At 61.4% G+C, this 23,357-nt stretch carries 27 protein-coding genes; 11 read left to right on the plus strand and 16 right to left on the minus strand.

Annotation, left to right across the window (positions count from 1 at the left end):
• Window positions 1-37: 37 nt before the first annotated feature.
• The 6 genes from BBG20_RS11790 to BBG20_RS11815 form a co-directional block, all read right to left on the minus strand.
• Entirely contained in the window at window positions 38-874 is an 837-nt protein-coding gene (locus BBG20_RS11790) for an IS3 family transposase (protein ID WP_065899479.1), read from the minus strand.
• Complete coding sequence (locus tag BBG20_RS33125) at window positions 871-1,173, minus strand: IS3 family transposase (protein WP_065899480.1); 303 nt, start codon at window positions 1,171-1,173, stop codon at window positions 871-873. Before BBG20_RS33125 ends, BBG20_RS11790 begins: the two co-directional genes overlap by 4 nt.
• Window positions 1,174-1,540: 367 nt before the next feature.
• Window positions 1,541-1,732 (minus strand): PLDc N-terminal domain-containing protein, encoded by a 192-nt coding sequence (locus BBG20_RS11800; RefSeq protein WP_003172956.1) that lies wholly within the window; start codon window positions 1,730-1,732, stop codon window positions 1,541-1,543.
• Between the two features lie 67 nt (window positions 1,733-1,799).
• A complete protein-coding gene (locus tag BBG20_RS11805; RefSeq protein WP_065903349.1) occupies window positions 1,800-2,330 on the minus strand; it encodes a hypothetical protein in 531 nt (176 codons plus the stop codon).
• Between the two features lie 41 nt (window positions 2,331-2,371).
• The gene (locus tag BBG20_RS11810) at window positions 2,372-2,887 is read right to left on the minus strand and encodes an ankyrin repeat domain-containing protein (RefSeq protein WP_065903353.1); all 516 of its coding nucleotides are present in this window, start codon (window positions 2,885-2,887) and stop codon (window positions 2,372-2,374) included.
• A 95-nt stretch (window positions 2,888-2,982) separates the two neighbouring features.
• Complete coding sequence (locus BBG20_RS11815; RefSeq protein WP_065903355.1) at window positions 2,983-4,809, minus strand: long-chain-acyl-CoA synthetase; 1,827 nt, start codon at window positions 4,807-4,809, stop codon at window positions 2,983-2,985.
• A 395-nt stretch (window positions 4,810-5,204) separates the two neighbouring features.
• Here BBG20_RS11815 and BBG20_RS11820 point away from each other — a divergent pair, with 395 nt between their 5' ends.
• Complete coding sequence (locus BBG20_RS11820) at window positions 5,205-5,483, plus strand: DUF3509 domain-containing protein (protein WP_003172952.1); 279 nt, start codon at window positions 5,205-5,207, stop codon at window positions 5,481-5,483.
• 59 nt (window positions 5,484-5,542) lie between these two features.
• Here the strand turns inward: BBG20_RS11820 and BBG20_RS11825 are convergent, their stop codons facing one another.
• The 4 genes from BBG20_RS11825 to aroC all read right to left on the minus strand — a co-directional run bounded on the left by BBG20_RS11825 (window position 5,543) and on the right by aroC (window position 8,873).
• Window positions 5,543-5,806: a response regulator transcription factor gene (locus BBG20_RS11825; RefSeq protein WP_065903357.1), complete on the minus strand. Its 264-nt coding sequence runs from the start codon at window positions 5,804-5,806 to the stop codon at window positions 5,543-5,545.
• Window positions 5,807-6,017: 211 nt separating this feature from the next.
• Entirely contained in the window at window positions 6,018-6,548 is a 531-nt protein-coding gene (locus tag BBG20_RS11830) for a 1,2-dihydroxy-3-keto-5-methylthiopentene dioxygenase (RefSeq protein WP_065903359.1), read from the minus strand.
• A complete protein-coding gene (locus BBG20_RS11835) occupies window positions 6,545-7,708 on the minus strand; it encodes an MFS transporter (protein ID WP_065903361.1) in 1,164 nt (387 codons plus the stop codon). The genes BBG20_RS11830 and BBG20_RS11835 overlap by 4 nt, the downstream gene beginning before the upstream one ends.
• A gap of 73 nt (window positions 7,709-7,781) precedes the next feature.
• Window positions 7,782-8,873 (minus strand): chorismate synthase, encoded by a 1,092-nt coding sequence (gene aroC, locus BBG20_RS11840; protein ID WP_065903363.1) that lies wholly within the window; start codon window positions 8,871-8,873, stop codon window positions 7,782-7,784.
• A 143-nt stretch (window positions 8,874-9,016) separates the two neighbouring features.
• Between aroC and BBG20_RS11845 the strand changes: the two genes are divergently transcribed.
• Together BBG20_RS11845 and BBG20_RS11850 are read left to right on the plus strand one after the other, a co-directional pair.
• Window positions 9,017-9,979: an alpha/beta hydrolase gene (locus tag BBG20_RS11845; RefSeq protein WP_065903365.1), complete on the plus strand. Its 963-nt coding sequence runs from the start codon at window positions 9,017-9,019 to the stop codon at window positions 9,977-9,979.
• Between the two features lie 99 nt (window positions 9,980-10,078).
• Entirely contained in the window at window positions 10,079-10,885 is an 807-nt protein-coding gene (locus BBG20_RS11850; RefSeq protein WP_065903367.1) for a hypothetical protein, read from the plus strand.
• Between the two features lie 83 nt (window positions 10,886-10,968).
• Here BBG20_RS11850 and prmB read toward each other — a convergent pair whose 3' ends face one another.
• Window positions 10,969-11,877, minus strand: coding sequence for a 50S ribosomal protein L3 N(5)-glutamine methyltransferase (prmB, locus tag BBG20_RS11855; RefSeq protein WP_065903369.1), 909 nt, complete (start codon window positions 11,875-11,877; stop codon window positions 10,969-10,971).
• Window positions 11,878-12,117: 240 nt separating this feature from the next.
• Between prmB and BBG20_RS11860 the strand changes: the two genes are divergently transcribed.
• The 5 genes from BBG20_RS11860 to BBG20_RS11880 all read left to right on the plus strand — a co-directional run bounded on the left by BBG20_RS11860 (window position 12,118) and on the right by BBG20_RS11880 (window position 14,901).
• Window positions 12,118-12,708, plus strand: a complete 591-nt coding sequence (locus BBG20_RS11860) for a cysteine hydrolase family protein (protein WP_065903371.1) — start codon at window positions 12,118-12,120, stop codon at window positions 12,706-12,708.
• Window positions 12,709-12,850: 142 nt separating this feature from the next.
• The gene (locus BBG20_RS11865) at window positions 12,851-13,171 is read left to right on the plus strand and encodes a hypothetical protein (RefSeq protein ID WP_065903373.1); all 321 of its coding nucleotides are present in this window, start codon (window positions 12,851-12,853) and stop codon (window positions 13,169-13,171) included.
• Between the two features lie 75 nt (window positions 13,172-13,246).
• Entirely contained in the window at window positions 13,247-13,804 is a 558-nt protein-coding gene (locus tag BBG20_RS11870) for a Smr/MutS family protein (RefSeq protein WP_065903379.1), read from the plus strand.
• A 78-nt stretch (window positions 13,805-13,882) separates the two neighbouring features.
• A complete protein-coding gene (gene folE / locus BBG20_RS11875) occupies window positions 13,883-14,428 on the plus strand; it encodes a GTP cyclohydrolase I FolE (RefSeq protein WP_003442011.1) in 546 nt (181 codons plus the stop codon).
• Window positions 14,429-14,529: 101 nt separating this feature from the next.
• Complete coding sequence (locus BBG20_RS11880) at window positions 14,530-14,901, plus strand: glutathione S-transferase N-terminal domain-containing protein (protein WP_065903382.1); 372 nt, start codon at window positions 14,530-14,532, stop codon at window positions 14,899-14,901.
• 112 nt (window positions 14,902-15,013) lie between these two features.
• On the opposite strand, the gene BBG20_RS11885 is transcribed toward BBG20_RS11880, so the two are convergent.
• The 3 genes from BBG20_RS11885 to BBG20_RS11895 are packed head-to-tail and all read right to left on the minus strand — an operon-like array spanning window position 15,014 to window position 17,944.
• Window positions 15,014-15,328, minus strand: coding sequence for an AtuA-related protein (locus tag BBG20_RS11885; protein ID WP_065903385.1), 315 nt, complete (start codon window positions 15,326-15,328; stop codon window positions 15,014-15,016).
• Complete coding sequence (locus BBG20_RS11890) at window positions 15,325-16,650, minus strand: acyclic terpene utilization AtuA family protein (protein WP_065903387.1); 1,326 nt, start codon at window positions 16,648-16,650, stop codon at window positions 15,325-15,327. Before BBG20_RS11890 ends, BBG20_RS11885 begins: the two co-directional genes overlap by 4 nt.
• Window position 16,651: 1 nt before the next feature.
• A complete protein-coding gene (locus tag BBG20_RS11895) occupies window positions 16,652-17,944 on the minus strand; it encodes a CitMHS family transporter (RefSeq protein WP_065903389.1) in 1,293 nt (430 codons plus the stop codon).
• A 130-nt stretch (window positions 17,945-18,074) separates the two neighbouring features.
• Between BBG20_RS11895 and BBG20_RS11900 the strand changes: the two genes are divergently transcribed.
• Window positions 18,075-18,962 (plus strand): LysR family transcriptional regulator, encoded by an 888-nt coding sequence (locus BBG20_RS11900; protein WP_065903398.1) that lies wholly within the window; start codon window positions 18,075-18,077, stop codon window positions 18,960-18,962.
• Between the two features lie 37 nt (window positions 18,963-18,999).
• On the opposite strand, the gene BBG20_RS11905 is transcribed toward BBG20_RS11900, so the two are convergent.
• Both BBG20_RS11905 and BBG20_RS11910 read right to left on the minus strand, forming a co-directional pair.
• Window positions 19,000-19,602, minus strand: a complete 603-nt coding sequence (locus BBG20_RS11905; RefSeq protein WP_065903401.1) for a glutathione S-transferase family protein — start codon at window positions 19,600-19,602, stop codon at window positions 19,000-19,002.
• A gap of 10 nt (window positions 19,603-19,612) precedes the next feature.
• Complete coding sequence (locus BBG20_RS11910) at window positions 19,613-20,779, minus strand: aminotransferase-like domain-containing protein (RefSeq protein WP_065903404.1); 1,167 nt, start codon at window positions 20,777-20,779, stop codon at window positions 19,613-19,615.
• Between the two features lie 81 nt (window positions 20,780-20,860).
• On the opposite strand from BBG20_RS11910, the gene BBG20_RS11915 reads away from it, so the two are divergent.
• Together BBG20_RS11915 and BBG20_RS11920 are read left to right on the plus strand one after the other, a co-directional pair.
• Window positions 20,861-21,295: a MarR family winged helix-turn-helix transcriptional regulator gene (locus BBG20_RS11915; RefSeq protein WP_065903407.1), complete on the plus strand. Its 435-nt coding sequence runs from the start codon at window positions 20,861-20,863 to the stop codon at window positions 21,293-21,295.
• 713 nt (window positions 21,296-22,008) lie between these two features.
• A complete protein-coding gene (locus BBG20_RS11920) occupies window positions 22,009-23,355 on the plus strand; it encodes an NCS2 family permease (protein ID WP_065903410.1) in 1,347 nt (448 codons plus the stop codon).
• The last annotated feature ends 2 nt before the right edge of the window (window positions 23,356-23,357 follow it).

Here is a 23,357-nt window from a genome sequence, read left to right on the forward strand (position 1 = left end):
TGAACTGGTCAAGTAATCTTGGACACCGATTAAGGTTTCACGCCACCAGCTTCTCCCTGGCGACTGGTGACCGATAGTCGTTGTAGCTATGCGGCCTGGTGATGTTGTAGCGCGATACATAGCGCTGCACATCCGCTCGGGCCTCATGTTCCGACCCGTAGCCTGCTTCTGGCACCCACTCTGATTTCAAACTTCCAAAGAAACGCTCCATCGGAGCGTTATCCCAGCATTCGCCTTTACGGCTCATGCTTTGTCGGAGTCCATGTTCCAGCAGTTCATTTCTGAATTTATGGCTGGTGTACTGGCAACCTTGGTCGGAGTGAAACAGTACGTCTTTTGGGCGACCGCGCAGTTCAATCGCCATGCGCAGGGCTTCGCAGGTCAGCGTGGCATCAGAGATCATCGAAAACGACCAGCCCACAATCCGGCGAGCGAACAAGTCCAGAACCGCCGCAAAATACAGCCAACGCTTGCCGACTTTGATGTACGTCACGTCCCCACACCACACCTGATTGACCGTCGCAACATCAAACTTGCGTTTGAGCACATGCGGTGCCACCAAAGCCTCCACGCCAGGTGACTTGTACTTATGGCGCCGGCGTTGACGGCTGACAATGCCTGCTTCTCGCATCAAGCTGCGAGCCATGAACCGCCCGACATCATGCCCGCCGGCTTGCAGCTGTTTAGCCAAGGTACGAGCGCCCGCAGACTCTCTCGACGCCCTGTGGTGCTTGACCAGCATAGCCTTGAGTTTCTCTCGCTTAGGGCTCACCTTGCCTTGGCGCTGACGCCATGCGTAAAAGCTACTGCGGTTTATTCCGAACACACGACAGCAATCGTTAACGCCGTACTGCTCGCCCAGCTCACAGATCAACGAGAGTGATCTTTGGCGTCCAAAAGCAGGAGAGCACTGGCCTTTTTTAGGATTTCGATATCCCGGTCTCTTTGCCTGAGCAAGGCTTTAAGTTCCTGGATCTCTCGCTGATCCGCGGTAATCGCCTTGGCTCCCACCGGAGTCGAGCCCAAGCGTTCCTTGCGAACTTGATCGACCCAGCGGCGCAAGGCCGTAGGGCCAATATCCAAGCTGGCACAGACCTCGGGAACCGACTGCCCCTCGTCCAGCACCATGCTGGCAGCCTTGAGTTTGAACTCACATGAATAAGATTTACGCATATCCAAACACCTCAGATTTGGACGCCATCATAGCGCCCGATTGAGGTGTCCAAAATCATTAGGCCAGTTCAGCTTGCCCGCGAAGGCGCCAGATCAGTCACCCTCTGCAGCGACTGACCCACCGCTTTCGCGGGCAAGCCCGCTCCCACAGTTTTGATCGCTGTTCGGGCTTGGGATTCGGGGTGCTGCACCGGCATTTAAGCGGACAGCACAACTCGGTTCCAGCCTTGAAATACATCCCAAATGTGGGAGCGGGCTTGCTCGCGAAGGCGGTGGACCAGTCACCCTCTTCAGCGACTGGCAAACCGCTTTCGCGGACAAGCCCGCTCCCACCTTTATCGTGCCCACTCCAGAGGGAGTGAGGCGCTTAGATCCGCACGTTGCCGCGCGGCCCGGCGATTGCCCAGATGATCAGGCCCAGTACCGGCAACAACAGGATCAGCAGGATCCAGAGCACCTTGGCCCCGGTGCTCGCGCCGCTTTTGAACACGTTGATGATCGCCCAGATATCCAGCGCCAGGATGATCAGCCCGATCAGGCCGTTGAAAGTGGAACCCATGGTGTCGCTCCTAAGTGAGGGCATGCACTTGTAGGATAGTCAGCCCTGGCCGGGGTTCCGTTTTATTTCAGACGTGTACGGCGACTTTCAACGCTTCCAGGGACGGCTCGGCCTTGATGCCGACTTCAGCGCACAACTCGAGCACGCGCGGCAGGTCATTGCCGTAGACCAGCACGGCCTGGATTTCATCATCGAGCAATTGGCTGAAATCCAGCAGCACATAGCCGCCATCTTCCGGGCTCAGGGCGCTCATCTGGATCTGGATACGATTGAGCGCAGTCAGGTCCTCGGTCTTGGCCAACTGCTTGGGCTTGAGGTTGAACGCCACACCCGGGCCGAACGAGGCGACGATCTGCGCAAACAGGTCGCCATAGGTATCGGCCTGGAACAGCACCGTGTCCGGCAGGCTGCCAACCACCACCCACTCGCCCAACGGGATCGGGAAGGTGTCGTCGTAGTTGATGTCCGGGTTGGCCGCCAGGAAGGCCACCGGATCGGCGTAGGCCTGGGCCGCTTCATCGGCGATGCGCGCCACCTCGTCTGCGCCCATGACCCCGGCGCTGATTTTGCTGATGAGTTCGACGAGGGCGGTTTTCATGGGGTGGTCCTGTAGCGGGCTGGTTTTCGAGGGCGCACAGCCTACACCAGTTTTTGCAACTGCGCCGCCGTATCCGTGGCCCCCATGGTCTGCGCCGCTGCCAGCGCCGTAGCGCCTTGGGCGTCGGTGGTCTTGGGGTTGGCGCCCTGGCTGAGCAGGTAGTCGACCATTTCCACGCGATTGAACATCGCCGCCATCATCAGCGCGGTGCGGCCGTCAGAGGATGCCGCTTCGACCGGCGTGCCGCCTTCGATCAGCGCCTTGACCACCGGCAGATTGCCCTTGAACGCCGCACCGGCAATCGGCAACTGGTTCTTGTCATTCGCGATCAGCGGGTCTGCCTTGAATTCCAGCAGTACTTTGACCGCTTCGGCGTGGCCGTGATACGCGGACAGCATCAGCAAGGTGTCGCCGTTGTGGTTACGAAAATTCGCCGGCAAGCCCTTGGCCAGCAGCGCGGCGAGCATGGCGGCATCGCCCTTGCGGGCCACGTCGAAGACTTGCTCGGCAAATTCGGCGGCTTCGTCTTCGGTCATTTGTTTGGCGTGGTCTGACATGTGGGAACTCCGTGTCTGGTACTGAATAGGCGCCAGTGTCGCGACGGAGTTCCCAGCTGTCATGGCTTTTTTGTCAAAAGCGCCCATAGGCAGAATCAATAGCGGAACTGCCCACCCTGGATCTGCGCGAGTAATTGCCCGGTCACCGGCACGTAGCAGTCGGACCCCGGCAGCCACGCGTACACCGGGTCATTGCCGGCCTTGTCCGGGTCAAACGCCTCTTCCTTGAGCCGCACTTTCTGATACTTGAAGGTGCCGGTGGTTTCCATCTTCACCTTGATCCGCAGGAACAGTGGCACCGCATAGTGCGGCAGTTGGCCATGGGCGAATTGCAGCAGCTCGCGCATGTCCAGTGAGGCCAGGGATTCGCTCGGAGTGATAGCGACCATGCCCGCGCGGCCATTGGTGTTTTCGATTTCGACCCCATAGGCCACTACCTCGGCGATCTGCGGGTGCTGCAGCAGGACGTTCTCGACCTCGGTGGTGGAGACGTTTTCGCCTTTCCAGCGATAGGTGTCGCCCAGGCGATCGACAAATTGCGCATGGCCGAAGCCGATGCTGCGCAACAAATCGCCGGTATTGAAGTAGCGGTCGCCCTTTTCAAACACGTCGGTGAGGATCACCTTGCGGTTCTTTTCTGGGTCGGTGTAGCCGTCGAACGGCGATTTATCATCGATCCGCGCCAGCAACAGGCCTTGCCCGCCGGTTTGCACCTTGCGCATGAAACCATCGGCGCCCCGGATCGGCTCACCGCTGTCGTGGGCGTAGTCCACCAGCGCCCAGTGTTGCAGGCAGAAGCCGATGGTGTTGTCGAAATTCAGCACGTTGGTAAAACCGATGTTGCCGTCGCTGGCCGCGTACAGCTCGCAGATATGCTCCACGCCGTAACGCGCCTTGAACTGCGCCCACACTCCGGGGCGCAGGCCGTTGCCGACCATCTTGGTGACCTGGTTATCACGATCGAGCCCGCTGAGTGGCTGGTCGAGCAGGTAGCGGCACAACTCGCCCACGTAACCGAGGGTGGTGGCCTTGAACTTGCGCGCGTCATCCCAGAATTGACTGGCGCTGAACTTACGGCGAATGGCAAAGCCCGACGCGCCGATAATCGCCGACCCCCAGCACACGCACAGGCCGGTGGCGTGGTAGAGCGGCAACGTGCAATAGAGGACGTCTTGCGGGCCCATGTCCAGGGCGATGCTGCCGAAACTCACGGCGGTCTTGGTCCAGCGGCCGTGCTTCATGATGCCGGCCTTGGGCAGGCCGGTGGTGCCGGACGTGTAGATATAGAAGCATGGGTCGTTGAAGAAAATCTGTGCAGTGCTGGCGGGGTTGTCCTCCGCGCGCTCGGCGCTCGCGGCCAGCAGGTCGAGGTAGCCCTCGGGCACGGCGGCGGGTTGCTGGTCGGCGACAAACCAGGTACGCCGGGCCTCGATCTGCACCTGCTCACGTACTGCGTCATAGGCTGCTACCAGCTCAGCGCCCACCACCACCGCCACCGGGCTCACCAGGTTCAGGCTATGCACCAGCGCACCCTGGGTCTGCGCGGTATTGAGCATCGCGCAGATGCCGCCGAGCTTGGCCACGGCCAGCACACTCAGCAACAGTTCCGGGCGGTTTTCGATAAACAGCGCCACCACGTCGCCCTTGCCGATGCCCTCGGCCTGCAGGTGATGGGCGATACGGTTGGCGCGCTGATTGGCTTCGCGGTAGCTGAGCACGCGGTCGCCATACAACAGCGCCGCGCCATCAGGGTTGCGCAGGGTCGCTTGCTCAAAGTGCCAGCCCAAGCCGCAGGGCTGTTGGGGATCGGTGACGTTGGCGGCGCGCATGCCGCGCACCACCCGTGGCAGGGCTCGAACGATGGCGGGCATCTTACGCAGCATCATGCCCCAGGTGATCATGTCGTTTTGCGGATGGCTCATGGAGGAACGTCCTTTTTCTTATTCTTCGTATGATCCAGAAACACCGACTCTCTTGTAGGCAGAAGGCCGAATGCATTGAAGGAAAATACGTCAGCCCCTCTTCGGCTGTACACGCGGGATTTGAAAAGTTTTGTATCCCGAGGGGCGCGTGCTGAAAAAAGGAATTTAGCCGCGTGCGGGCAGTCTTTATGGATAACGGCACGCGCAATTCGCCGGGTTGAGCAGCGCAAAATGCAGGATGCATGATGGCCATTCATGCAAATTGCACGAAAACGAAAAATCTCATTTTTTATAAGCCACTGATTTATAACGATATTTTTAAAATACAGTAGCTGGCACAATCACTGCACCTATCACTCCATGCTTGCCAACTTGAGCCAACGGAGCTGATAGACATGAGCCTGATCCAAGATAAATTCGCTTCAGTATTCTCCAACTACGACGTCACCACCCAGCCACGTCCCGACGGCGGCATCCTGTTGACCCTGCGCAACAGCGAAGGCAAACAGGTCAAGCGTTCGATTTCCTACCAGCAGCTGCACACCGCCGATCAACTCACTTGGGTGATCAGCGCCATTCGCCGCGACCTGGCCGAACAAGCCAGTGAGTTGCCGCAAATCTCGATGCTGCAGAGCCAGAACCGTTTTGCCCTGCCGACTTACCATTCGGCCTGAGCAAGCAACCAAAAAAAGGGCCGCAATGCCGTTGAGCATTGCGGCCCTTTTTCATGAACTCAGCACAGGCCTCGGCGCGCCGCCTCGTTCATCGCCTGCACGCGGTTGGTGACCTCCAACTTGCCGTAGATGTTGCGCAAGTGGAATTTCACCGTGGCTTCGGACGTATTGCGTATCTGGCTGATCTCCCAGACCGTCTTGCCTTCCGCGGCCCAGCGCAGGATCTCCAACTCGGTGGGGGTCAAGGGCTTGCCGGACAAGCTCAGCCGCCGCCTGACGGCATCGGGCACGCAGTACGGTGACGACTCCTCTGTGCCTATCATTAAGTTCTCTCCCTTTTATTGGCGGACGTCCTGTCAGCATTCGGATTCCTCCTATTGACAGGTGATATAAACATCGATGCCGCAGAGAGTTACATAACGAATGGTATTAAGGCGTAGGGCCCGCAACAAACAGCCGGGCCTTACAGGAATTTAAGTTTCTTCCCACAGCAACTAACAACTCATCGGGGTTGATGTTTGTAATTCGCCGCAATCAGTCGTCCAATCCGGGGAAACGTCGGGCGATCTCATCTCCCGTGAACGCGGGTACCTGGCCTTGAGCGTTATTGAACAGCCGCAGCGTGACCAAGTGCGGGTTCTCGCCAATATCAAACCAATGTGCAATACCCGCCGGGATCACCAGCAGGTCATGCTTTTCGCAACGTATGGCGTACACATAGTCGCCAATGTGCAGGGTGTACAAGCCTTGGCCCGCAATAAAGAAGCGCACTTCGTCGTCACTGTAACGGCGCTCATCGAGGAACTGCGCGCGCAGTGAGTCTTTTTGCGGGTGGTCGCCGGTGACGCTGAACACGTCCACGCGCTCGTAGCCCAGGGCGTCGATCTGCGCCTGGTACGCCGCGATCATTTGCGCGTCGCTGGCCCCCTGCTCGATGGATGCGGGCTGCCAGCGCTCGAACCGCACACCGTGCTCGGCGAGGGTCGCGGCGATGTCGTCGGCATGGGTCAGGACCTTGTTCGGGGTATCCGGTGAAGTGACGGGGTAGACGGCGACATAGCTCATTGAGGGTTTCCTTGGTTCTGCTCTTGCAATCGAAGACCGATGATAACGGCGGCGGCCAGGGCCGCGACGCTGGCGATGCTGAAAGTCAGGGTCGGCCCCAACAGGTTCCAACTGTAGCCGGAATACAGCGCGCCCAACGCACCGCCGGTACCCGCCAGCGCGGCATACAGCGCCTGGCCCTGGCCTTGTTGTCTAGCGCCGAAGCTGCGTTGCACAAAGGCGATGGCCGCCGCGTGAAAGCTGCCGAAAGTCGCGGCGTGCATGACCTGCGCCAGCAGCAGCACCCAGAAGTACTCGGCAAACGATCCCAGCAGCAACCAGCGCAGGGCCGCCAGCAGGAAACTGGCCAGCAGCACCCGGCGCAGCGAAAAACGCGTGAGGATGCGGCTCATGCCGAGGAACATCAGCACCTCCGCCACCACTCCCAGCGCCCACAGCATGCCGATCGTGCCCCGGCTGTAGCCCAAGTGTTCCAGGTGCAGGGTGAGGAAGGTGTAGTACGGGCCGTGGCTCATTTGCATCAGCGCCACGCAGGCATAAAACGCCAGTACCCCAGGGCTGCGTAACTGCTTGAGGAACCCCTCCCCGGCCAGGCGATTGCCGAGGCTGGCCGGTTGCGCATTCGGCACCCACAGGCTGGCACCGATGATGCCGGCCATGATCACCACGACGACTACCGGGTAGATGTCCAGGCTCAGCCAGTCGAACAGGCGGCCCATGATCACCACGGTGAGGATAAAACCGATGGAGCCCCACAGGCGGATCTGGCTGTAGCGCGAGGTCTGTTTTTGCAGGTGCGCCAGGGTGATCACCTCAAACTGCGGCAGCACCGCGTGCCAGAAGAACGCATGCAGTGCCATCACCAGGGCCAGCCAGGCGTAGGTGTGGCTGACGAAGATCAGCGAAAAACTCGCCAACGTACACACCGCGCCAAAGCGCACGATGGCCAGGCGCCGACCGGTGTAGTCGCCGAGCCAACCCCACAGGTTGGGTGCCACGCAGCGCATCAGCATGGGGATGGCCACCAGCTCGCCGATGCGCGCGCTGGAGAACCCCAGATGATCGAAATACAGCGCCAGGAACGGCGCCGTCGCCCCGAGCAGGGCGAAGTAGAACAGGTAGAAGCTGGAGAGGCGCCAGTACGGGAGGGCTGGGGTCATTACCGGGGCTGCATCGCCGCCCGGCAAGAACAAGCGCCCTTGCCACGGCAAGCTCGCTCACCCCTACAGGCGGTCACAGCTGGCCCAGCACCGGGGTGGTCACCTGTACATCAGCGTTTTGCCCACGGTTGCGCAGCAGGTGGTCCATCAGCACGATGGCCATCATCGCCTCGGCAATCGGCGTGGCGCGAATGCCTACGCATGGGTCGTGGCGGCCCTTGGTGATCACATCCACCGGGTTGCCGTGCACATCGATCGAACGGCCCGGCGTGGTGATGCTCGACGTGGCCTTGAGCGCCAGGTGCGCAACGATTGGCTGCCCGGAGGAAATACCACCGAGGATGCCGCCGGCGTTGTTGCTGAGGAAACCTTCGGGGGTCAGCTCATCACGGTGCTCGGTGCCGCGCTGCGACACGCATCCAAAACCGGCGCCGATTTCCACGCCTTTCACCGCGTTGATGCTCATCAACGCGTGGGCCAGCTCGGCGTCGAGGCGGTCGAAGATCGGCTCGCCCAGGCCCGGCTTGACGCCTTCGGCGACCACCGTGATCTTGGCGCCGACGGAATCCTGGTCGCGGCGCAACTGGTCCATGTAGGCCTCCAGCTCCGGCACCTTGTCCGGGTCGGGGCTGAAGAAGGCGTTGTCTTCGACGCTGTCCCAGGTCTTGAACGGAATCTCGATCGGGCCCAACTGGCTCATGTAGCCACGAATGACGATGCCCTGGGTTGCCAGGTATTTCTTCGCGATCGCGCCGGCGGCCACGCGCATGGCGGTTTCGCGGGCCGAGCTGCGGCCACCGCCACGGTAGTCGCGCTCGCCGTATTTGTGATGGTAGGTGTAGTCGGCGTGAGCCGGGCGGAACAGGTCCTTGATCGCCGAGTAGTCCTTGGACTTCTGGTCGGTGTTGCGAATCAGCAGACCAATGGCGCAGCCGGTGGTACGGCCTTCGAACACGCCGGAGAGAATCTCGACCTCGTCGGGCTCCTGGCGCTGGGTGGTGTGGCGGCTGGTGCCGGGCTTGCGGCGGTCGAGGTCACGCTGCAAGTCTTCCAGGGACAGCTCGAGGCCAGGCGGGCAGCCGTCGACAATGGCGACCAACGCCGGGCCATGGCTTTCGCCCGCGGTGGTGACAGTGAACAGCTTGCCGAAGGTATTGCCGGACATGCAGAGCGCTCCGTGAAATCAGTTGAATCAAGTCAACCGTAATAACTTAAGGCGGCCAGTATACGCAGGCTAACTCACTAGTTCATCCTCGAAACCTTACCGGTAGACGTTGGTCCAACCGGCACCTTCCCAATGATGGCGCGATGATGCTGCGAGTTCTGCTTTTGACCCTCACCCTGTTTTCCAGCCTTGGCTTCGCCGCCTCCCCTGTCGTCCTGCAACGGCCCATCAGCCTGGACACCGGCAGCGGCGAGCTGTTTGGCTCGCTCTTGTTGCCCAAATCCGACAAGCCGGTACCGGTGGTGTTGATCATCGCCGGCTCCGGTCCCACCGATCGCAACGGCAACAGTGCCGACGGCGCACGCAACGACAGCCTGAAGCGCCTGGCCTGGGTGCTGGCGCGGCACAACATCGCCAGCGTGCGCTACGACAAGCGCGGTGTGGCCGCGAGCCTGGCCGCCACCCCGGATGAACGCAACCTGACCCTGGACGCCTATGTGGCGGACGCCGTGGCCTGGGGCAAGCAGCTCAAGGCCGATGAACGCATGGGCCCGCTGATCCTGCTGGGCCACAGTGAAGGCGCATTGGTGGCTGCCCTGGCGGCACCGCAACTGGACCCGGCCGGGGTGATCTCGCTGTCCGGCAGCGCGCGGCCGGTCGACCAGGTGATCCGCCAGCAACTGGCCGACCACCTGCCCCCTGCCCTGTTGCTGCGCAGCAATGAAATCCTTGATCACCTCAAGGCCGGCCAGGTGGATGCCGATGTGCCTGGCCCGCTGGAGGGTATTTTCCGTCCCAGCGTGCAGCCGTATCTGATCAGCCTGTTCCGCGCCGACCCGTCGGCGGCCTTCGCCAAGCTGAACATGCCGGCGCTGATCATCCAGGGCACCAACGACATCCAGGTCGGCGTCGACGATGCCCGCCAACTGAAAAACGCCAAGCCCGACGCGCAATTGACGGTGATCGAAGGCATGAACCACGTGATGCGCATCGTGCCCAATGACGTAAAGCAGCAATTGGCCTCCTACAATGACCCGCAACTGCCGCTCGCCGCCGAGTTGGGCAGCCGCCTGGTGCGCTTTATCGACGGACTTCAACCCCGTTAAGCGACAATTTGCCTCCAGTCCTGCAGAAACCGGCCGATAAGCCCTGAGTCGACAGCAAAAAGACTGTCGACTCGCTGGGCTTGGACAGGATCGCGCCGCATGACAACCACTGAAGCAACACCGGAACCAATCGCCGACACCCCGGCTGAAAAAACCGAGGCCGTCGACGCGGCGCCCCTGCCGTGGGCGGATGTTCAGGCTGAGCATTTCAAGATGCTGCGCCTGGCGCCGCTGGCCACCGACCGCGCCACAGGCGTGCGGCCATTGCGGTTCGTGCAGTTCGGCTATGCCGAGCGCCACGACAAACGCCACAGCCTGTTGCGCATGGTCATCCAGCTGCCGGGGCAGCGCGTGCGCCGTGAGCAGAACCATCTGGATATCTGGGTCGACCATGACACGCACCGCGTGCACTTCGGCCCGGGCAACAGCCTGGAAATCGAACCGGCCAACCGTGGCATCGGTCGCTTCCTGGTGGCCCAAGGCGCCGCCTGGGCGAAGAAGAAGTGGTCACACTACCGCGTCGACGGCGTCGACCTGGCCAACAAGGACGCCCTCAACGAATCCACACGCCTGCGCCGCGATCACTTCCTGCGCATCCAGGGGTTTGATGTGGCTTACGCCGATGTGCAGCACCTCAAGGGCAACGTGCAGCCGGGCAAGGTCAGCGACGTGCTCGACAGCTGGAACACCGAGAAAGTGCAGTTCGTGGAAATTCTCGAAGCCGCGCAGATGCTGCAACAGGCCGAGCAGAACCTGGCGGAGCAGGAAGTGAAGCTGCGCAAGGAAGAAGAAAAGGTCACCAAGTTCAAGCGCGAAGACAGCGGCTTGCGCTTTACGATTACCTGCCTGGTGGCGTTTACCGTGTTTCAGGCGGGGTTGTTGATCTGGATTGCCACTCACCGGTAATGCAACTGTAGGCGCCCGGTTTGCCGGCGATGGTGGCCTCAAGAGAGCCATCGCCGGCACGCCGGGCGCCTACAGGGCGTGCTTCACACCCGAGCGGCAAAGACCGCTTGATGCTGGCGGCACTGCTCGGCCGTCAACATGAACACCCCGTGGCCACCGCGCTGGAACTCCAGCCAGGCGAAGTCCACTTCCGGATACAGCGCCTCGACGTGCACCTGGCTGTTGCCCACTTCGACAATCAACAAGCCCTTCTCGGTCAGGTGGTCTGCCGCTTCGGCCAGCATGCGCCGCACAAGGTTCAAGCCATCATCGCCACAGGCCAGGCCCAGCTCCGGTTCGTGCTGGTATTCGTCCGGCATGTCGGCGAAGTCTTCGGCATCCACATACGGCGGGTTCGACACGATCAGGTCGAAGCGCTGGCCCGGCAGGCCGTCGAAGCCGTCGCCTTGCACGGTGTAGACGCGCTCGTCGACACCATGGCGCTCGATGTTCTGGTTCGCCACCTCAAGGGCTTCGAAGGACAAGTCGCCCAGCACCACTTCGGCGTCCTGGAACTCGTAGGCACAGGCAATGCCGATGCAACCGGAGCCGGTGCACAGGTCGAGGATGCGCGCCGGTGGCTGGGCCAGCCAGGGTTCGAAGCGGTTTTCGATCAGTTCGCCAATCGGTGAACGCGGGATCAGCACGCGCTCGTCGACGATAAACGACATACCGCAGAACCAGGCCTCTTTCAGCAGGTAGGCGGTAGGCACGCGCTCGTGGATACGTCGATGCAGCAAGCGCTGCACGTGGGAGATTTCCTCTTCTTCCAGATTGCAATCCAGGTAGCTGTCGGCGATTTCCCACGGCAGGTGCAGGGCGCCGAGCACCAATTGCCGGGCCTCGTCCCAGGCGTTGTCGGTGCCATGGCCAAAAAACAGGTCTTCCCCATGGAAACGGCTGACAGCCCAACGGATGTGGTCGCGCAAGGTGCGCAGGCGGGAAGTGATCACGGGGGCAGACTCCTGGAAAAAACGACTGGCGATTCTAACAGCCTTCGCCTGTACCGACGATGTACGAAAAGCCCCGGCCATACGTCGGATTTCATCAAAATTGCCATCATTCGGTTAAACAAGCCGCCCACTTGACATGGCTGCACGTCAACAACGGCGTACCTTACGATGGTAGCGATTCACAGAACCGCTCAGCCAGTGGACAATGTCACAAAAGCCCCCCTCACAGGAGCCCCCAGAATGTCCGTTCCAAAGACGATGTTTCAACTCAGCGGTCGTGGTTATGCGGCAGCCAACCTTGGCCATGCGACCCTCGTGATCATCGATGCCCAGAAGGAATACCTCAGCGGCCCGCTCGCCCTCTCGGGCATGGACGCGGCGGTCGCCAACATCCAGCAACTGGCCGCTGCCGCGCGCAACGCCGGGCGCCCGATCGTGCATGTGCGTCACCTGGGCACCGTCGGCGGCCTGTTCGACCCGCAAGGCGAGCGCGGCGAATTCATTCCCGGCCTGGAACCTGTCGGCGACGAGACCATCATCGGCAAACTGCTGCCCAGCGCGTTCCACGGCACCGGCCTGGAAAAACACCTGCAGGACCTTGGCTCCCTGGACCTGATCGTCTGCGGTTTCATGAGTCACTCCAGCGTCAGCACCACCGTGCGCGCCGCCAAGAACCTGGGCTTTCGCTGCACCCTGGTGGAAGACGCCTGCGCGACGCGCGACCTGCCCTACAAGGGCGGCATCCTCAGCGCCGAGCACGTGCAACAGACCGAAATGGCCATCATGGCCGACAACTTCGCGACCCTCGCGTTGACCAAAGATCTGATCTGATCGACCCATGGGATGAGCGGCGCGGCGTGTTTTATGTCCCGCTCATCTGCAAATGCCTGTCATTTGCTGCAATTACCTCGGGTACAGGAACAACCTGTGTATCTTCCGGTCGAAGGGCCGATACCCTGGAGGAAAGGTCGGAATGAAGATATCCGATGGTTTTGATGCTCGTCGCTTGCGCCCCAAGGGCCCGAGCAACTGGCGTCTGCGCCTGGTGGCCGGCATTGCCGCGCTGCTGGCGATTGTTGGTGTGCTGCTGGCGGGTGCGGGTGCCGCTGGTTTATTCGGTCACTCGCCGGCCCTTGGCGAACTGAATGCCAGCCCCGGCGGCTCGGCGATCTTGGCGGTCATTGGCCTGCTGGTGCTGTGGCTGGGCGTCTGGCTGTGGCGTCGCAGCCGTCGGAAGATGCGTCAGCCGTTGTCGCTGAACATCGCTTCACACCTGATGAAAAAGCACGACTGATGGCGCTTGGATAGCGTTTCCTGCGCCCTGGCCGCCGCGATTTAGGTAAACTGCCCGCCCTTCGCGGAGGCTGACATGCAAGACGACGATTTTTCCCTGTTCAAAAACGAGCTGCGCGGCGTCAAGCCGATCAAGCACGACCGCGCCGACACCGGCAAACCCAAGGCCGACCGGGCGCAGATCGCCAAACTGCGCCAGGCTGCAACCGTGCGCACCGACGCCCCCACCGTGGATGGCCTGTCGGACCAGTTCGTGATCGACGTCGGCCCCGAAGACGAACTCATGTGGGCCCGCGACGGCGTGCAGGAAAGCCAGATACGCAAGCTCAAGGCCGGCCAGATCCCGTTCGAAGGCAGCCTCGACCTGCACGGCATGACCGTGGAAAAAGCCCGGGAAACCCTGTGGGCCTTCCTTGCCGAAGCCACCAAATTTGAAATCCGCTGCGTGCGCGTCACCCACGGCAAGGCTGTGCGACTGGACGGCAAGCGTCCGATGATCAAAAGCCACGTCAACACCTGGCTGCGCCAGCACACCCAGGTACTCGGCTTCACCTCCTGCCAGGCCCGCCACGGCGGCGCGGGGGCGGTGTATGTGATGCTCAAGCGCACCATGATGGAAGGACGTGACGAGTAACAAGTGCCATCGTCAGGCTTGCAGCGATGTGCCCGCCACCGTAACCTTGCGCTTTGCGAAAATCCCACAGGTAGTTTCATGTCCCTGGAACAGAATTACACCGCGATCCTCGGCCAACTCGGCGAGGACGTTTCCCGCGAGGGCCTGCTCGACACGCCAAAGCGTGCCGCCAAGGCGATGCAGTACCTTTGCCGCGGCTATGAACAGACCCTGGAAGAAGTCACCAACGGTGCCTTGTTCAGCTCTGACAACAGCGAAATGGTGCTGGTCAAGGACATCGAGTTGTATTCGTTGTGCGAACACCACCTGCTGCCGTTTATCGGCAAGGCGCACGTTGCCTACATCCCGAGCGGCAAAGTGCTGGGCCTGTCGAAGGTCGCGCGGATTGTCGACATGTATGCGCGCCGCCTGCAGATCCAGGAAAACCTCAGTCGCCAGATCGCCGATGCGGTGATGCAAGTGACGGGTGCCCTGGGCGTGGCCGTCGTGATCGAGGCCAAGCACATGTGCATGATGATGCGCGGTGTCGAGAAACAGAATTCCTCGATGATCACCTCGGTGATGCTGGGTGAGTTCCGCGAAAACGCGGCCACCCGCAGCGAATTCCTCAGCCTGATCAAGTAATCAGCTGGGTAGGAAAAAACCGGCGTTCATCGCCGGTTTTTTTTCGCCTGCAGAAATCAGGTAAGCTGCGGCCCCTTCTTCATGGGCAAGAGGTTTCAGCCATGTTCGTCAAAGCACTTCGAGTGGGCCTCGGCCACGTCATCATCGCGGGCGACTTCCTTACCCGTCCGCGTAAAAAGCAGCGCCCCGCCGAACAACAGGCACAGGTCAACGAAGCGGCCAAGGGCCTGACCCTGTATCAATTCCACGCCTGCCCGTTCTGTGTGAAGACTCGCCGCACCCTGCACCGCCTGAATGTGCCGGTGGCGCTCAAGGATGCGAAAAACAACGAGCAGGACCGCCAGACCCTGCTGGAGCAAGGTGGCAAGATCAAAGTGCCGTGCCTGCGCATCGAAGAAAACGGCCAGACCACCTGGATGTATGACTCCAAGGTCATCATCGACTACCTGGACAAGCGCTTCGCCGCGGTCTGACAAACACTGAAGATCGAATGTGGGAGCGGGCTTGCTCGCGAAAGCGGCGGATCAGTCAATCAATCTATCGACTGACACAGCGCATTCGCGAGCAAGCCCGCACACATTGAGTTCAGATTACCAAGTCAATATTCAGCAGCGCCGAGCCCAGGCATTTGCCATGGGCATCCAGCGCCAGGGAGCGGGTCACGCCACCGCGCAGAATCCCCGGCAAGACGAAGTTCAGCGCCTGGACAGTGGGCAATTCATAACGCCGCACCGGCGCAGCACCCGGTTCCAGCAGGCCGGCAAAGAACTCGGTCACGCGTTCGGCCGTGAGCTGTTCACACAGCAACGGGTAATCCTCGGCGCGATAAGCAATGATCGAGATGTTCGAGGTGTCGCCCTTGTCCCCGGTCCGGGAGTGGGCCAGCGTGTGCAGTTTCATGCTTCGATCCTCGGGTTGACCGCGCTTCGCGGCAGCAGTAATGACGCCACCGCCACCACCTGGCGCACGCTTTTACTGGCACCGCCGCCGCCGGAGGGGCCGTTGGTGTAGAGGGTTTCCACTTCATTGCCGATCCGTACCGCTTCGCCACGCTCCTCGCATCGAGCCGCGACGCGCAAGCGCACTTCCCAAGGCTCGACACTGCTGCGCGGGCCGTGGAGCGAGTCCATGCCGATCAGCTCGGCGCGCACGTCCTGCATCTTCACGCCGGTTAACGCCAGACGCTTGAGTACGACATCCCGCGCCAATTGAGCCCGTGCGACGGCGCCGGGGCCGCCGTAGGACATCTGCCCTTCGCCGATCCAGCCATCCAGATAGCCCACGCTGACCTTCAACTGTTCAGGTCGCGCGCGACCCGCGGCGCCCTGGGCGCGCACACGATCAACCGCTTCCTCGACAAAACCCACCTGGGAAAAATCGGCGGTCACATCAGGCGTCAAATACGCCGCGGGATCATGCACTTCATAAATCAGTTGCTCGGTGCAGGTCGCACGGCTGACCCGTCCACCTGAGCCTGCAACCTTGGTGATCAGCGCTTCGCCCTCGGCATTGATCTCGGCCAAGGGGAACCCCAGGCGCGCCAGGTCATCCACATCCTTGAAACCCGGGTCGGCAAAATAGCCGCCACTGACTTGCCCGGCGCATTCGAGCAAATGTCCAACTAAAGTGCCGCGACCCAAGCGCTGCCAGTCATCCGCGGCCCAGCCGAACTCGAACATCTGCGGCGCGAGGAACAGCGACGGGTCGGCGACACGTCCGGTAATTACCACATCGGCGTCGGCGCGCAGGGCTTCAAGGATGCCGTCCACGCCCAGGTAAGCATTGGCGGATATCAGCCGTTCGCCGAGTGAACCGACGGTCTGGCCGTTATCCAGCACTTGCTCGGGCTGCAACGCAGCCAAGACATCGTCGCCCACCACCGCGACCACCTTGAGGCGCAGGCCCAGCTCGCTGGCGATGCGCCGCACTTCAATCGCCGCCGACACCGGGTTGGCCGCGCCCATGTTGGTGATTACCCGCAGGCGGCGACGCCCGGCGCCCTCCCCCACAAACGGCAACACACGGCGCATGCGCTCACTGAGCAGCGGGTCATAGCCGCCGTCGGGATCCGTGATCCGCGCCTGTTGCGCCAGGGCAATCGTGCGTTCGGCCAGGCATTCAAAGACCAGGTAATCCAGATCGCCCTGTTCAGCCAGTTCCACGGCGGGTTCGATACGGTCGCCGGAATAGCCGGCACCGGAACCGATGCGCAAGGTTTTCATCTCAAATCACTCCCAGGAGCAACGCGGTCAGGGTCATCAACACCGACGCGGCAAACAGAAAAGGGATGGTGAAGCGCTGGTGATCGGCCAATTCGATCTTGCACAGGCCCACCAACAGGAAAGTCGCGGGGGTCAGCGGGCTGACCGGGAAACCGGTGGTGTGCACGCCCAGCAGCGAGGCCTGGGCCACCTGCAACGGGTCGATACCGAGGGCCTTGCCGACTTCGGCGATCACCGGCATCACGCCGAAATAATACGAATCGGGGTCGAACAGCATGCTCAACGGCATGGAAATAAAGCCCACCACCGCCGGGATCAACTTGCCGTGGCCGGCCGGAATCTGCGCCACCGCCACTTCGGCGATCGCCTTGAGCATGCCGGTGCCTTGCATGATGCCGGTGAACACCCCGGCGGCGAGCAGGATACTGGCCATGGTCAGCGCGGTTTTCGCATGGGCATCGATGCGGGCGCGCTGGGCGTCCACATTCGGGTAGTTGATGCACAGGGCCACCACGGTGCCGAGCATGAACATCACCACCGGGTCGACCCAGCCGGCGATCATCACCACCATCACCAACACAGTCAGCACCAGGTTGACCCAGAACAGCCGAGGCCGGCGCAGCTGGATGTCGGCGTCGCTGAGCACCCGTTGCGGCACGGCATCCACGCTGGAACCGGCGCCCAGGCCCAGGCGTTTTTCCTCGCGACGGCCGAGCCACCAGGCACAGGCGAAGACGAAGACCAGGCCGACAATCTGCACCGGGATCAGCGGCTGGAACAGATCCGCCACCGGCACATGCAGTGCCGCCGAGGAGCGCAGCACCGGGCCGGTCCACGGCAGGAAGTTGACCCCCGCGGCCATCGCGCAGACACAGGCAAGGATACGTTTATCAATGCCCAGCCGCGTATACAGCGGCAGCATCGCCGGCACCGTCACCAGGAAGGTCACCGCGCCGGAGCCGTCGAGGTGCACCAACAGGGCCAGGGTCGCGGTACCGACGACAATCCTTGTAGGACGCGTCCCTACCGTGCGCAGGATGCGATCAATGATGGGGTCGAGCATGCCGGCATCGGTCATGATCCCGAAAAACAGGATCGCGAACACAAACATGCCCACCACGGGGGCGACGTTCTTGATACCGGTAATGATGAAGGCGCTGGTTTGCAGGCCGAACCCACCGAGCAACGCGGCGATGATCGGCAAGGCGATCAGGGCCACCAGCGGCGAGAGGCGTTTGCTCATGACGGCAGCGAGCAGGCACAGGATGGTGATGACACCCAGGGTAGCGAGCATGGGTTACTCCAGAGCGGCCTTTGCGGCCGGTTATTGTTTTCCCCCGAGTATTGGAATCACGTTACCCTTTGTAAATTGGAATGTTCAGCGAGTCATGTTCGTAAAAACAAAACGCTCGAGAAAAACAACAATGAAAAATTCGATCCAGCATATCCAGGCATTCCTCGCGGTGGCCCGTACCGGGAGTTTCACCAAGGCGGCCAACGAACTGCACCTGTCACCTTCGGCGCTGACCGTGCAAGTCCAGCAATTGGAGGATTGGCTGGGCGTTGCCCTGCTCGACCGCAGCCCGCGCCATGTGAGCATCACGGCCGCCGGCCAGGACGCGCGCGGCCCTATGGAAAAACTGCTGCTGGACCTGGACAACATTGTCACCGGTTCCCGCGACCTGGCCGCCTTGCGTCGCGGCGTCGTCACCATCGCCGCCCTGCCCTCGGTCTGCGCCGGCACCCTGCCCCCGGCCCTACGGCTGTTTCGCGAACGCTTTGGCGGCATCGAAGTGCGCCTGCACGACCTGGTGGCCCATCGCATTCATGCCCAGGTACGTGCAGGCGAGGTTGATTTCGGCATTGGTGTACGCGCACGGCTCAGTCACGGCCTGGCGTTTGTGCCGGTGCTCAATGATCGACTGTGCGCCTTCGTGCCGCTGGACCATCCCCTCACCCGCCATCGCCAGCTGACCCTGGAGCAACTGGCGGACCAGCCGATCATCCTCACCGGGCGTGACAGCAGCGTGCGGGAGCAAGTGGATGCGTTGTTTGATGAGACGCAGCTGACGATGAATGCAGGCATGGAGGCCAACTATATGTCCACGGTCCTTGCCTTGGTGCGCCAGGGGCTGGGCATCAGTGTGCTGCCGGAGTCGGCGGCGGACAGTTTGGCAGGCTTGAAACGCATCAATATCGATCATCCCGGCGTGAACCGGGAGATCGGGCTGATCAGCCGCAGCGGCATGAGCCTGAGCCCGGCGGCGCAGCGCTGTTTTGACCTGCTCAAGGCCCAGATGCCCTCCTTGTAGGAGCCCGGCTTGCCGGGCGCCTACAGATTGAGGGCGTTCAGTCGAGCATCGCGATGTGCTTAGGGTGGCTGGCCACACGCGCCAACCACGCCTGCACGCCCGGATACGCATCCAGGTCAAAACCACCTTCCCGGGCCACGTGGGTATAGGCATACAAGGCCACGTCCGCGATGGAGAACTGGTCGCCCACCAGGTACGGCGTCAGTTGCAGCTGGCGTTCCATGACCTTGAGGGCTTTGTAACCGCCCTTGTGCAGCTTCTTGTATTCCTCGAGGCGCTCCTGCGGCAGCCCCAGGTAAAACTGGATGAACCGCGCCACCGCAATGTACGGCTCGTGGCTGTACTGTTCGAAGAACTGCCACTGCAACACCTGCGTGCGCAGGCGCGGCTCGGTGGGCAGGAATTCGCTGCCGTCGGCGAGGAAATTCAGGATCGCGTTGGATTCCCACAGGCAGGTGCCGTCATCGAGCTCCAGCACGGGGATCTTGCCGTTGGGGTTCTTTGCCAGGAATTCGGCGGTCTGCGTATCACCCCTGAGGATGTCCACATCCACCCATTGGTACGGGATGCCCAGCAGGTTGAGCATCAATTTGACCTTGTAGCAGTTGCCCGACTTGTAATCGCCATAAACCTTGTACATGGGGCTCCCCTTATGCCGCTTGCGCGTGCTGTGCTTGACGGACCACTGCGGCCAGGCGCTTGAGACCTTCGTCCAGACGGGACGGGTCGATATGGCTGAAATTGAGTCGCAGTGAGCCCAGGTGCTGGTCCGGCTCGGAAAAGAACGGTTCACCGGGCATGAACGCGACGTCCTGATCGAGCGCAGGAGCCAACAAGGTGCGGGTGTCGAGCGGCTGTTTCAAGGTCAGCCAGAAGAATAATCCACCCTGGGGCACTTGCCAGTCGGCCAATTCGCCGAAGTGACGCAGTAATGCCGCCTGGAAGGCATCGCGGCGCTCGCGGTAAAAGCTGCGCAATTGCACTAGGTGCTGCTGGTATTTCTGCGTGCCGATCCACTGCATCGCCTGCCACTGGCCGACGCGGTTGGTGTGCAGGTCCGCCGACTGCTTGAGCTTGAGCAAGTGCGGGAACAGGTCCGGGCTGGCGATCAGGTAACCGACGCGCAGTCCCGGCAGCAAGGTTTTGGAAACCGTGCCGGTGTAGATCCAGCTGGCTTTGTTCAGGCGGCCGACGATGGGCTTGGCGCTGCCACCGTCGAAGGTCAGCTCGCGATAGGGTTCGTCTTCGATCAGGGTGACGCCGAATTCATCGAGCAACACGGCGACAGCCTCGCGCTTGGCCTCGCTGTAGCGCACGGCGGACGGGTTCTGGAACGTCGGGATCAGGTAGATGAACGCCGGGCGATGGCGCTCAAGTTTGGCGCGCAAGCTGGCCAGGTCGGGGCCGTCTGCTTCCAGCTGCACCGTGAGGCAATCGGCGCCGAACAGTTGGAAGATCTGCAACGCGGCCAGGTAGGTCGGGCCTTCCAACAGGATTTTCGTGCCCTTGTCGATATACAACTTCGCCGCCAGGTCGAGGGTTTGCTGCGAGCCGCTGACCACCAGTACCTGGCTCGCCTGGCACGGCACCCCCAGGGCGCGCGCCTCGGCCGCCAGCAACTCACGCAATTGTGGTTCGCCCTCGCTCATGCCGTATTGGCCGATGTTCAGCGGCATGCCCTCCCACTGCAAGGCAGGCAACATGGCCTCGGCCGGCAGGCCACCGGCGAACGACATCACTTGCGGGCGCTGGGCTGCCGCGAGGATTTCACGGATCAAGGAGCTTTTGAGGCGCGTAACACGTTCAGAGAAGGCCATAAGGTCACCGGTAGCAAAGCCTGTGGGAAATACGTCAAACTGGTTGACCGAAATTACGACAGCTTGAATGGATACGTCAACATGCTTGACCTTAAAAACCAGGGCAGCCAGCAAGAGGCGATGCAAGCGTTCTTCTTCGGCTACCAGGCGTTCACTGCCAAAGCCGATGAAATGCTCGAACGCCGCGGCCTGAGCCGGGTGCACCAGCGCATCGTATTTTTTATCGCACGCTACCCGGCCTTGAGCGTGAAGGAGTTGCTGGAACTGCTCGGCGTGAGCAAGCAGGCGCTGAACATGCCGTTGCGCCAATTGCAGGAGATGCACCTGGTCAACAGCGTTGCGGCGCAGACCGACAAGCGCAAACGCCTGCTGGAACTGACGGAGGAAGGTATGCGGTTCGAGCAATCACTGCGGCGTGAGCAGGTGAAGCTGTTGCAACGTGCATTCAGTGAAGCCGGGGAGGAAGCCGTGGCGGGCTGGTTGGCGGTGAATCAGGCCCTTGCCGGGCAGCCTTGATTGCTTTGCAGATGTGCTTGTGGCTGTGGCTGGACTTGTGGCGACCACTGAATCTGGGGATGCGGTAATGGCTTGTGGCAACAACTGGATCTGGGGCTGTGGCAAGGACTTGTGGCAACAACTGGATCTGGGGCTGTGGCAAGGGCTTGGGGCAACAACTGGATCTGGGGCTGTGGCAAGGGCTTGGGGCAACAACTGGATCTGGGGCTGTGGCAAGGGCTAGGGGCAACAACTGGATCTGGGGCTGTGGCACTGACTTGTGGCGAGCGGGCTTGCCCCGCGTTGGGGTGCGAAGCAGCCCCAATTCAGTCACTGCATTCTTACAGACAGAACCTGCCAGCAGGTTTTGGGGCTGCTGCGCACCCCAACGCGGGGCAAGCCCGCTCACCACAATTAAGTCCAGTTCACCCCAATAAGCCCAGTTCACCCCAACAAGCCCAGCTCCCCCCAACAAGCCCGGTTCACTCCAATAAACCCAGCTCACCAAAAAACGCGGCTCCCCCCTATCCAGACACCACACCCGTGGCCTTCCATCGACTTTCGCCCAAACAATCGAAAACATTATTTGCTTTATTTGTATACAAAAGCATAATTCGCTTCGTGCGAGTTCCTGACCTATCGGTCAACAAAACCCGCCAGTACCTCAAAGCGCTGCTGCCCACTGTCGTGACCGGCGCTGGAAATAACAATAAAACTCTTGAGGAGTACTCGCTGTGGAAAGCCGCAAATCCGAAGCCCCAACGCTGGATCTCTTACCCGCACGCAGTGGCTGGCTGGAACGCCTGTTCAAACTGCGCCTGCATGGCACCACAGTGAAGACCGAACTGATCGCCGGCCTCACCACGTTCATCACCATGGCCTACATCATCTTCGTCAACCCCAACATCATGGCCGACGCCGGCATCGATCATGGCGCGGCGTTTGTCGCCACGTGCATCGCCGCGGCGCTGGGTTGTCTGTTGATGGGCCTGTACGCCAACTGGCCGGTAGGCCTGGCGCCGGGCATGGGCCTGAACGCGTTTTTCACCTACACCGTGGTCGGCACCATGGGCTATCACTGGGAAACCGCGCTGGGTGCGGTGTTCATTTCCGGCGTGTTGTTCATGGGCCTCACGCTCTCCCGGATCCGCGAGTGGCTGCTCAACAGCATTCCGGTCAGCCTGCGCCACGCCATGGGCGCGGGTGTCGGTCTGTTCCTCGGGGTGATCGGCCTGAAAACCGCCGGGATCATCGTCGACAGCCCGGCCACGCTGATCAAGCTCGGCTCGCTGCATGAGCCGGCGCCGCTGCTGGCGGCGGTGTGTTTCCTGCTGATCGCGATCCTCAGCTATCACCGCGTATTCGGCGCGATCCTCATCAGCATCATCGCCGTGACCCTGGCCGGCTGGGGCCTGGGCCTGGTGCATTACAACGGGATCCTTTCCACCCCACCAAGCCTGGCACCGACCTGGATGGCCATGGACGTGAAGGGTGTGTTCAATGTGAGCATGATAAGTGTGGTATTTGCCTTTCTTTTTGTGCACATGTTCGATACCGCCGGTACACTGATGGGCGTTGCGCAACGCGCCGGGCTGGTCAATGCCGACGGCAGGATCGATAACCTGTCCCGCGCCCTCAAGGCCGACAGTGCCTCCAGTGTGTTCGGCGCCATGGTCGGTGTACCGCCGGTGACCAGCTATGTGGAAAGCGCTGCCGGTGTTGCCGCCGGTGGCCGTACCGGGTTGACGGCGGTCACGGTCGGCGTGCTGTTCGTGGCGGCGATGTTTTTCGCGCCGCTGGCGGGCATGATCCCGGCCTACGCCACGGCGGGTGCGCTGATTTACGTGGCGATGCTGATGATGGCGAGCATGGCCCATATCAATTGGGATGAAGCCACCGACAGCATCCCGGCCATCGTGACCGCGATCATGATGCCGCTGACCTTCTCGGTCGCCGACGGGATCGCCCTGGGCTTTATCACCTATGTGGCGCTCAAGGCCGGCACCGGCAAGTACCGCGAGATCTCCGTGAGCCTGTGGGTGCTGTGCGCGATCTTTATCGCCAAGTTCGTCTTTCTATAAAA

It is taken from the genome of Pseudomonas aylmerensis (assembly GCF_001702265.1).
GTDB lineage: Bacteria > Pseudomonadota > Gammaproteobacteria > Pseudomonadales > Pseudomonadaceae > Aquipseudomonas > Aquipseudomonas aylmerensis.

What these genes read in the sequence shown, in the direction of transcription:
- BBG20_RS33125 (WP_065899480.1), bottom strand. Translation starts at nt 1,173, where the DNA reads ATGCGTAAATCTTATTCATGTGAGTTCAAACTCAAGGCTGCCAGCATG.
- BBG20_RS11800 (WP_003172956.1), bottom strand. Translation starts at nt 1,732, where the DNA reads ATGGGTTCCACTTTCAACGGCCTGATCGGGCTGATCATCCTGGCGCTG.
- BBG20_RS11805 (WP_065903349.1), bottom strand. Translation starts at nt 2,330, where the DNA reads ATGAAAACCGCCCTCGTCGAACTCATCAGCAAAATCAGCGCCGGGGTC.
- BBG20_RS11810 (WP_065903353.1), bottom strand. Translation starts at nt 2,887, where the DNA reads ATGTCAGACCACGCCAAACAAATGACCGAAGACGAAGCCGCCGAATTT.
- BBG20_RS11815 (WP_065903355.1), bottom strand. Translation starts at nt 4,809, where the DNA reads ATGAGCCATCCGCAAAACGACATGATCACCTGGGGCATGATGCTGCGT.
- BBG20_RS11820 (WP_003172952.1), top strand. Translation starts at nt 5,205, where the DNA reads ATGAGCCTGATCCAAGATAAATTCGCTTCAGTATTCTCCAACTACGAC.
- BBG20_RS11825 (WP_065903357.1), bottom strand. Translation starts at nt 5,806, where the DNA reads ATGATAGGCACAGAGGAGTCGTCACCGTACTGCGTGCCCGATGCCGTC.
- BBG20_RS11830 (WP_065903359.1), bottom strand. Translation starts at nt 6,548, where the DNA reads ATGAGCTATGTCGCCGTCTACCCCGTCACTTCACCGGATACCCCGAAC.
- BBG20_RS11835 (WP_065903361.1), bottom strand. Translation starts at nt 7,708, where the DNA reads ATGACCCCAGCCCTCCCGTACTGGCGCCTCTCCAGCTTCTACCTGTTC.
- aroC (WP_065903363.1), bottom strand. Translation starts at nt 8,873, where the DNA reads ATGTCCGGCAATACCTTCGGCAAGCTGTTCACTGTCACCACCGCGGGC.
- BBG20_RS11845 (WP_065903365.1), top strand. Translation starts at nt 9,017, where the DNA reads ATGATGCTGCGAGTTCTGCTTTTGACCCTCACCCTGTTTTCCAGCCTT.
- BBG20_RS11850 (WP_065903367.1), top strand. Translation starts at nt 10,079, where the DNA reads ATGACAACCACTGAAGCAACACCGGAACCAATCGCCGACACCCCGGCT.
- BBG20_RS11860 (WP_065903371.1), top strand. Translation starts at nt 12,118, where the DNA reads ATGTCCGTTCCAAAGACGATGTTTCAACTCAGCGGTCGTGGTTATGCG.
- BBG20_RS11865 (WP_065903373.1), top strand. Translation starts at nt 12,851, where the DNA reads ATGAAGATATCCGATGGTTTTGATGCTCGTCGCTTGCGCCCCAAGGGC.
- BBG20_RS11870 (WP_065903379.1), top strand. Translation starts at nt 13,247, where the DNA reads ATGCAAGACGACGATTTTTCCCTGTTCAAAAACGAGCTGCGCGGCGTC.
- folE (WP_003442011.1), top strand. Translation starts at nt 13,883, where the DNA reads ATGTCCCTGGAACAGAATTACACCGCGATCCTCGGCCAACTCGGCGAG.
- BBG20_RS11880 (WP_065903382.1), top strand. Translation starts at nt 14,530, where the DNA reads ATGTTCGTCAAAGCACTTCGAGTGGGCCTCGGCCACGTCATCATCGCG.
- BBG20_RS11885 (WP_065903385.1), bottom strand. Translation starts at nt 15,328, where the DNA reads ATGAAACTGCACACGCTGGCCCACTCCCGGACCGGGGACAAGGGCGAC.
- BBG20_RS11890 (WP_065903387.1), bottom strand. Translation starts at nt 16,650, where the DNA reads ATGAAAACCTTGCGCATCGGTTCCGGTGCCGGCTATTCCGGCGACCGT.
- BBG20_RS11895 (WP_065903389.1), bottom strand. Translation starts at nt 17,944, where the DNA reads ATGCTCGCTACCCTGGGTGTCATCACCATCCTGTGCCTGCTCGCTGCC.
- BBG20_RS11900 (WP_065903398.1), top strand. Translation starts at nt 18,075, where the DNA reads ATGAAAAATTCGATCCAGCATATCCAGGCATTCCTCGCGGTGGCCCGT.
- BBG20_RS11905 (WP_065903401.1), bottom strand. Translation starts at nt 19,602, where the DNA reads ATGTACAAGGTTTATGGCGATTACAAGTCGGGCAACTGCTACAAGGTC.
- BBG20_RS11910 (WP_065903404.1), bottom strand. Translation starts at nt 20,779, where the DNA reads ATGGCCTTCTCTGAACGTGTTACGCGCCTCAAAAGCTCCTTGATCCGT.
- BBG20_RS11915 (WP_065903407.1), top strand. Translation starts at nt 20,861, where the DNA reads ATGCTTGACCTTAAAAACCAGGGCAGCCAGCAAGAGGCGATGCAAGCG.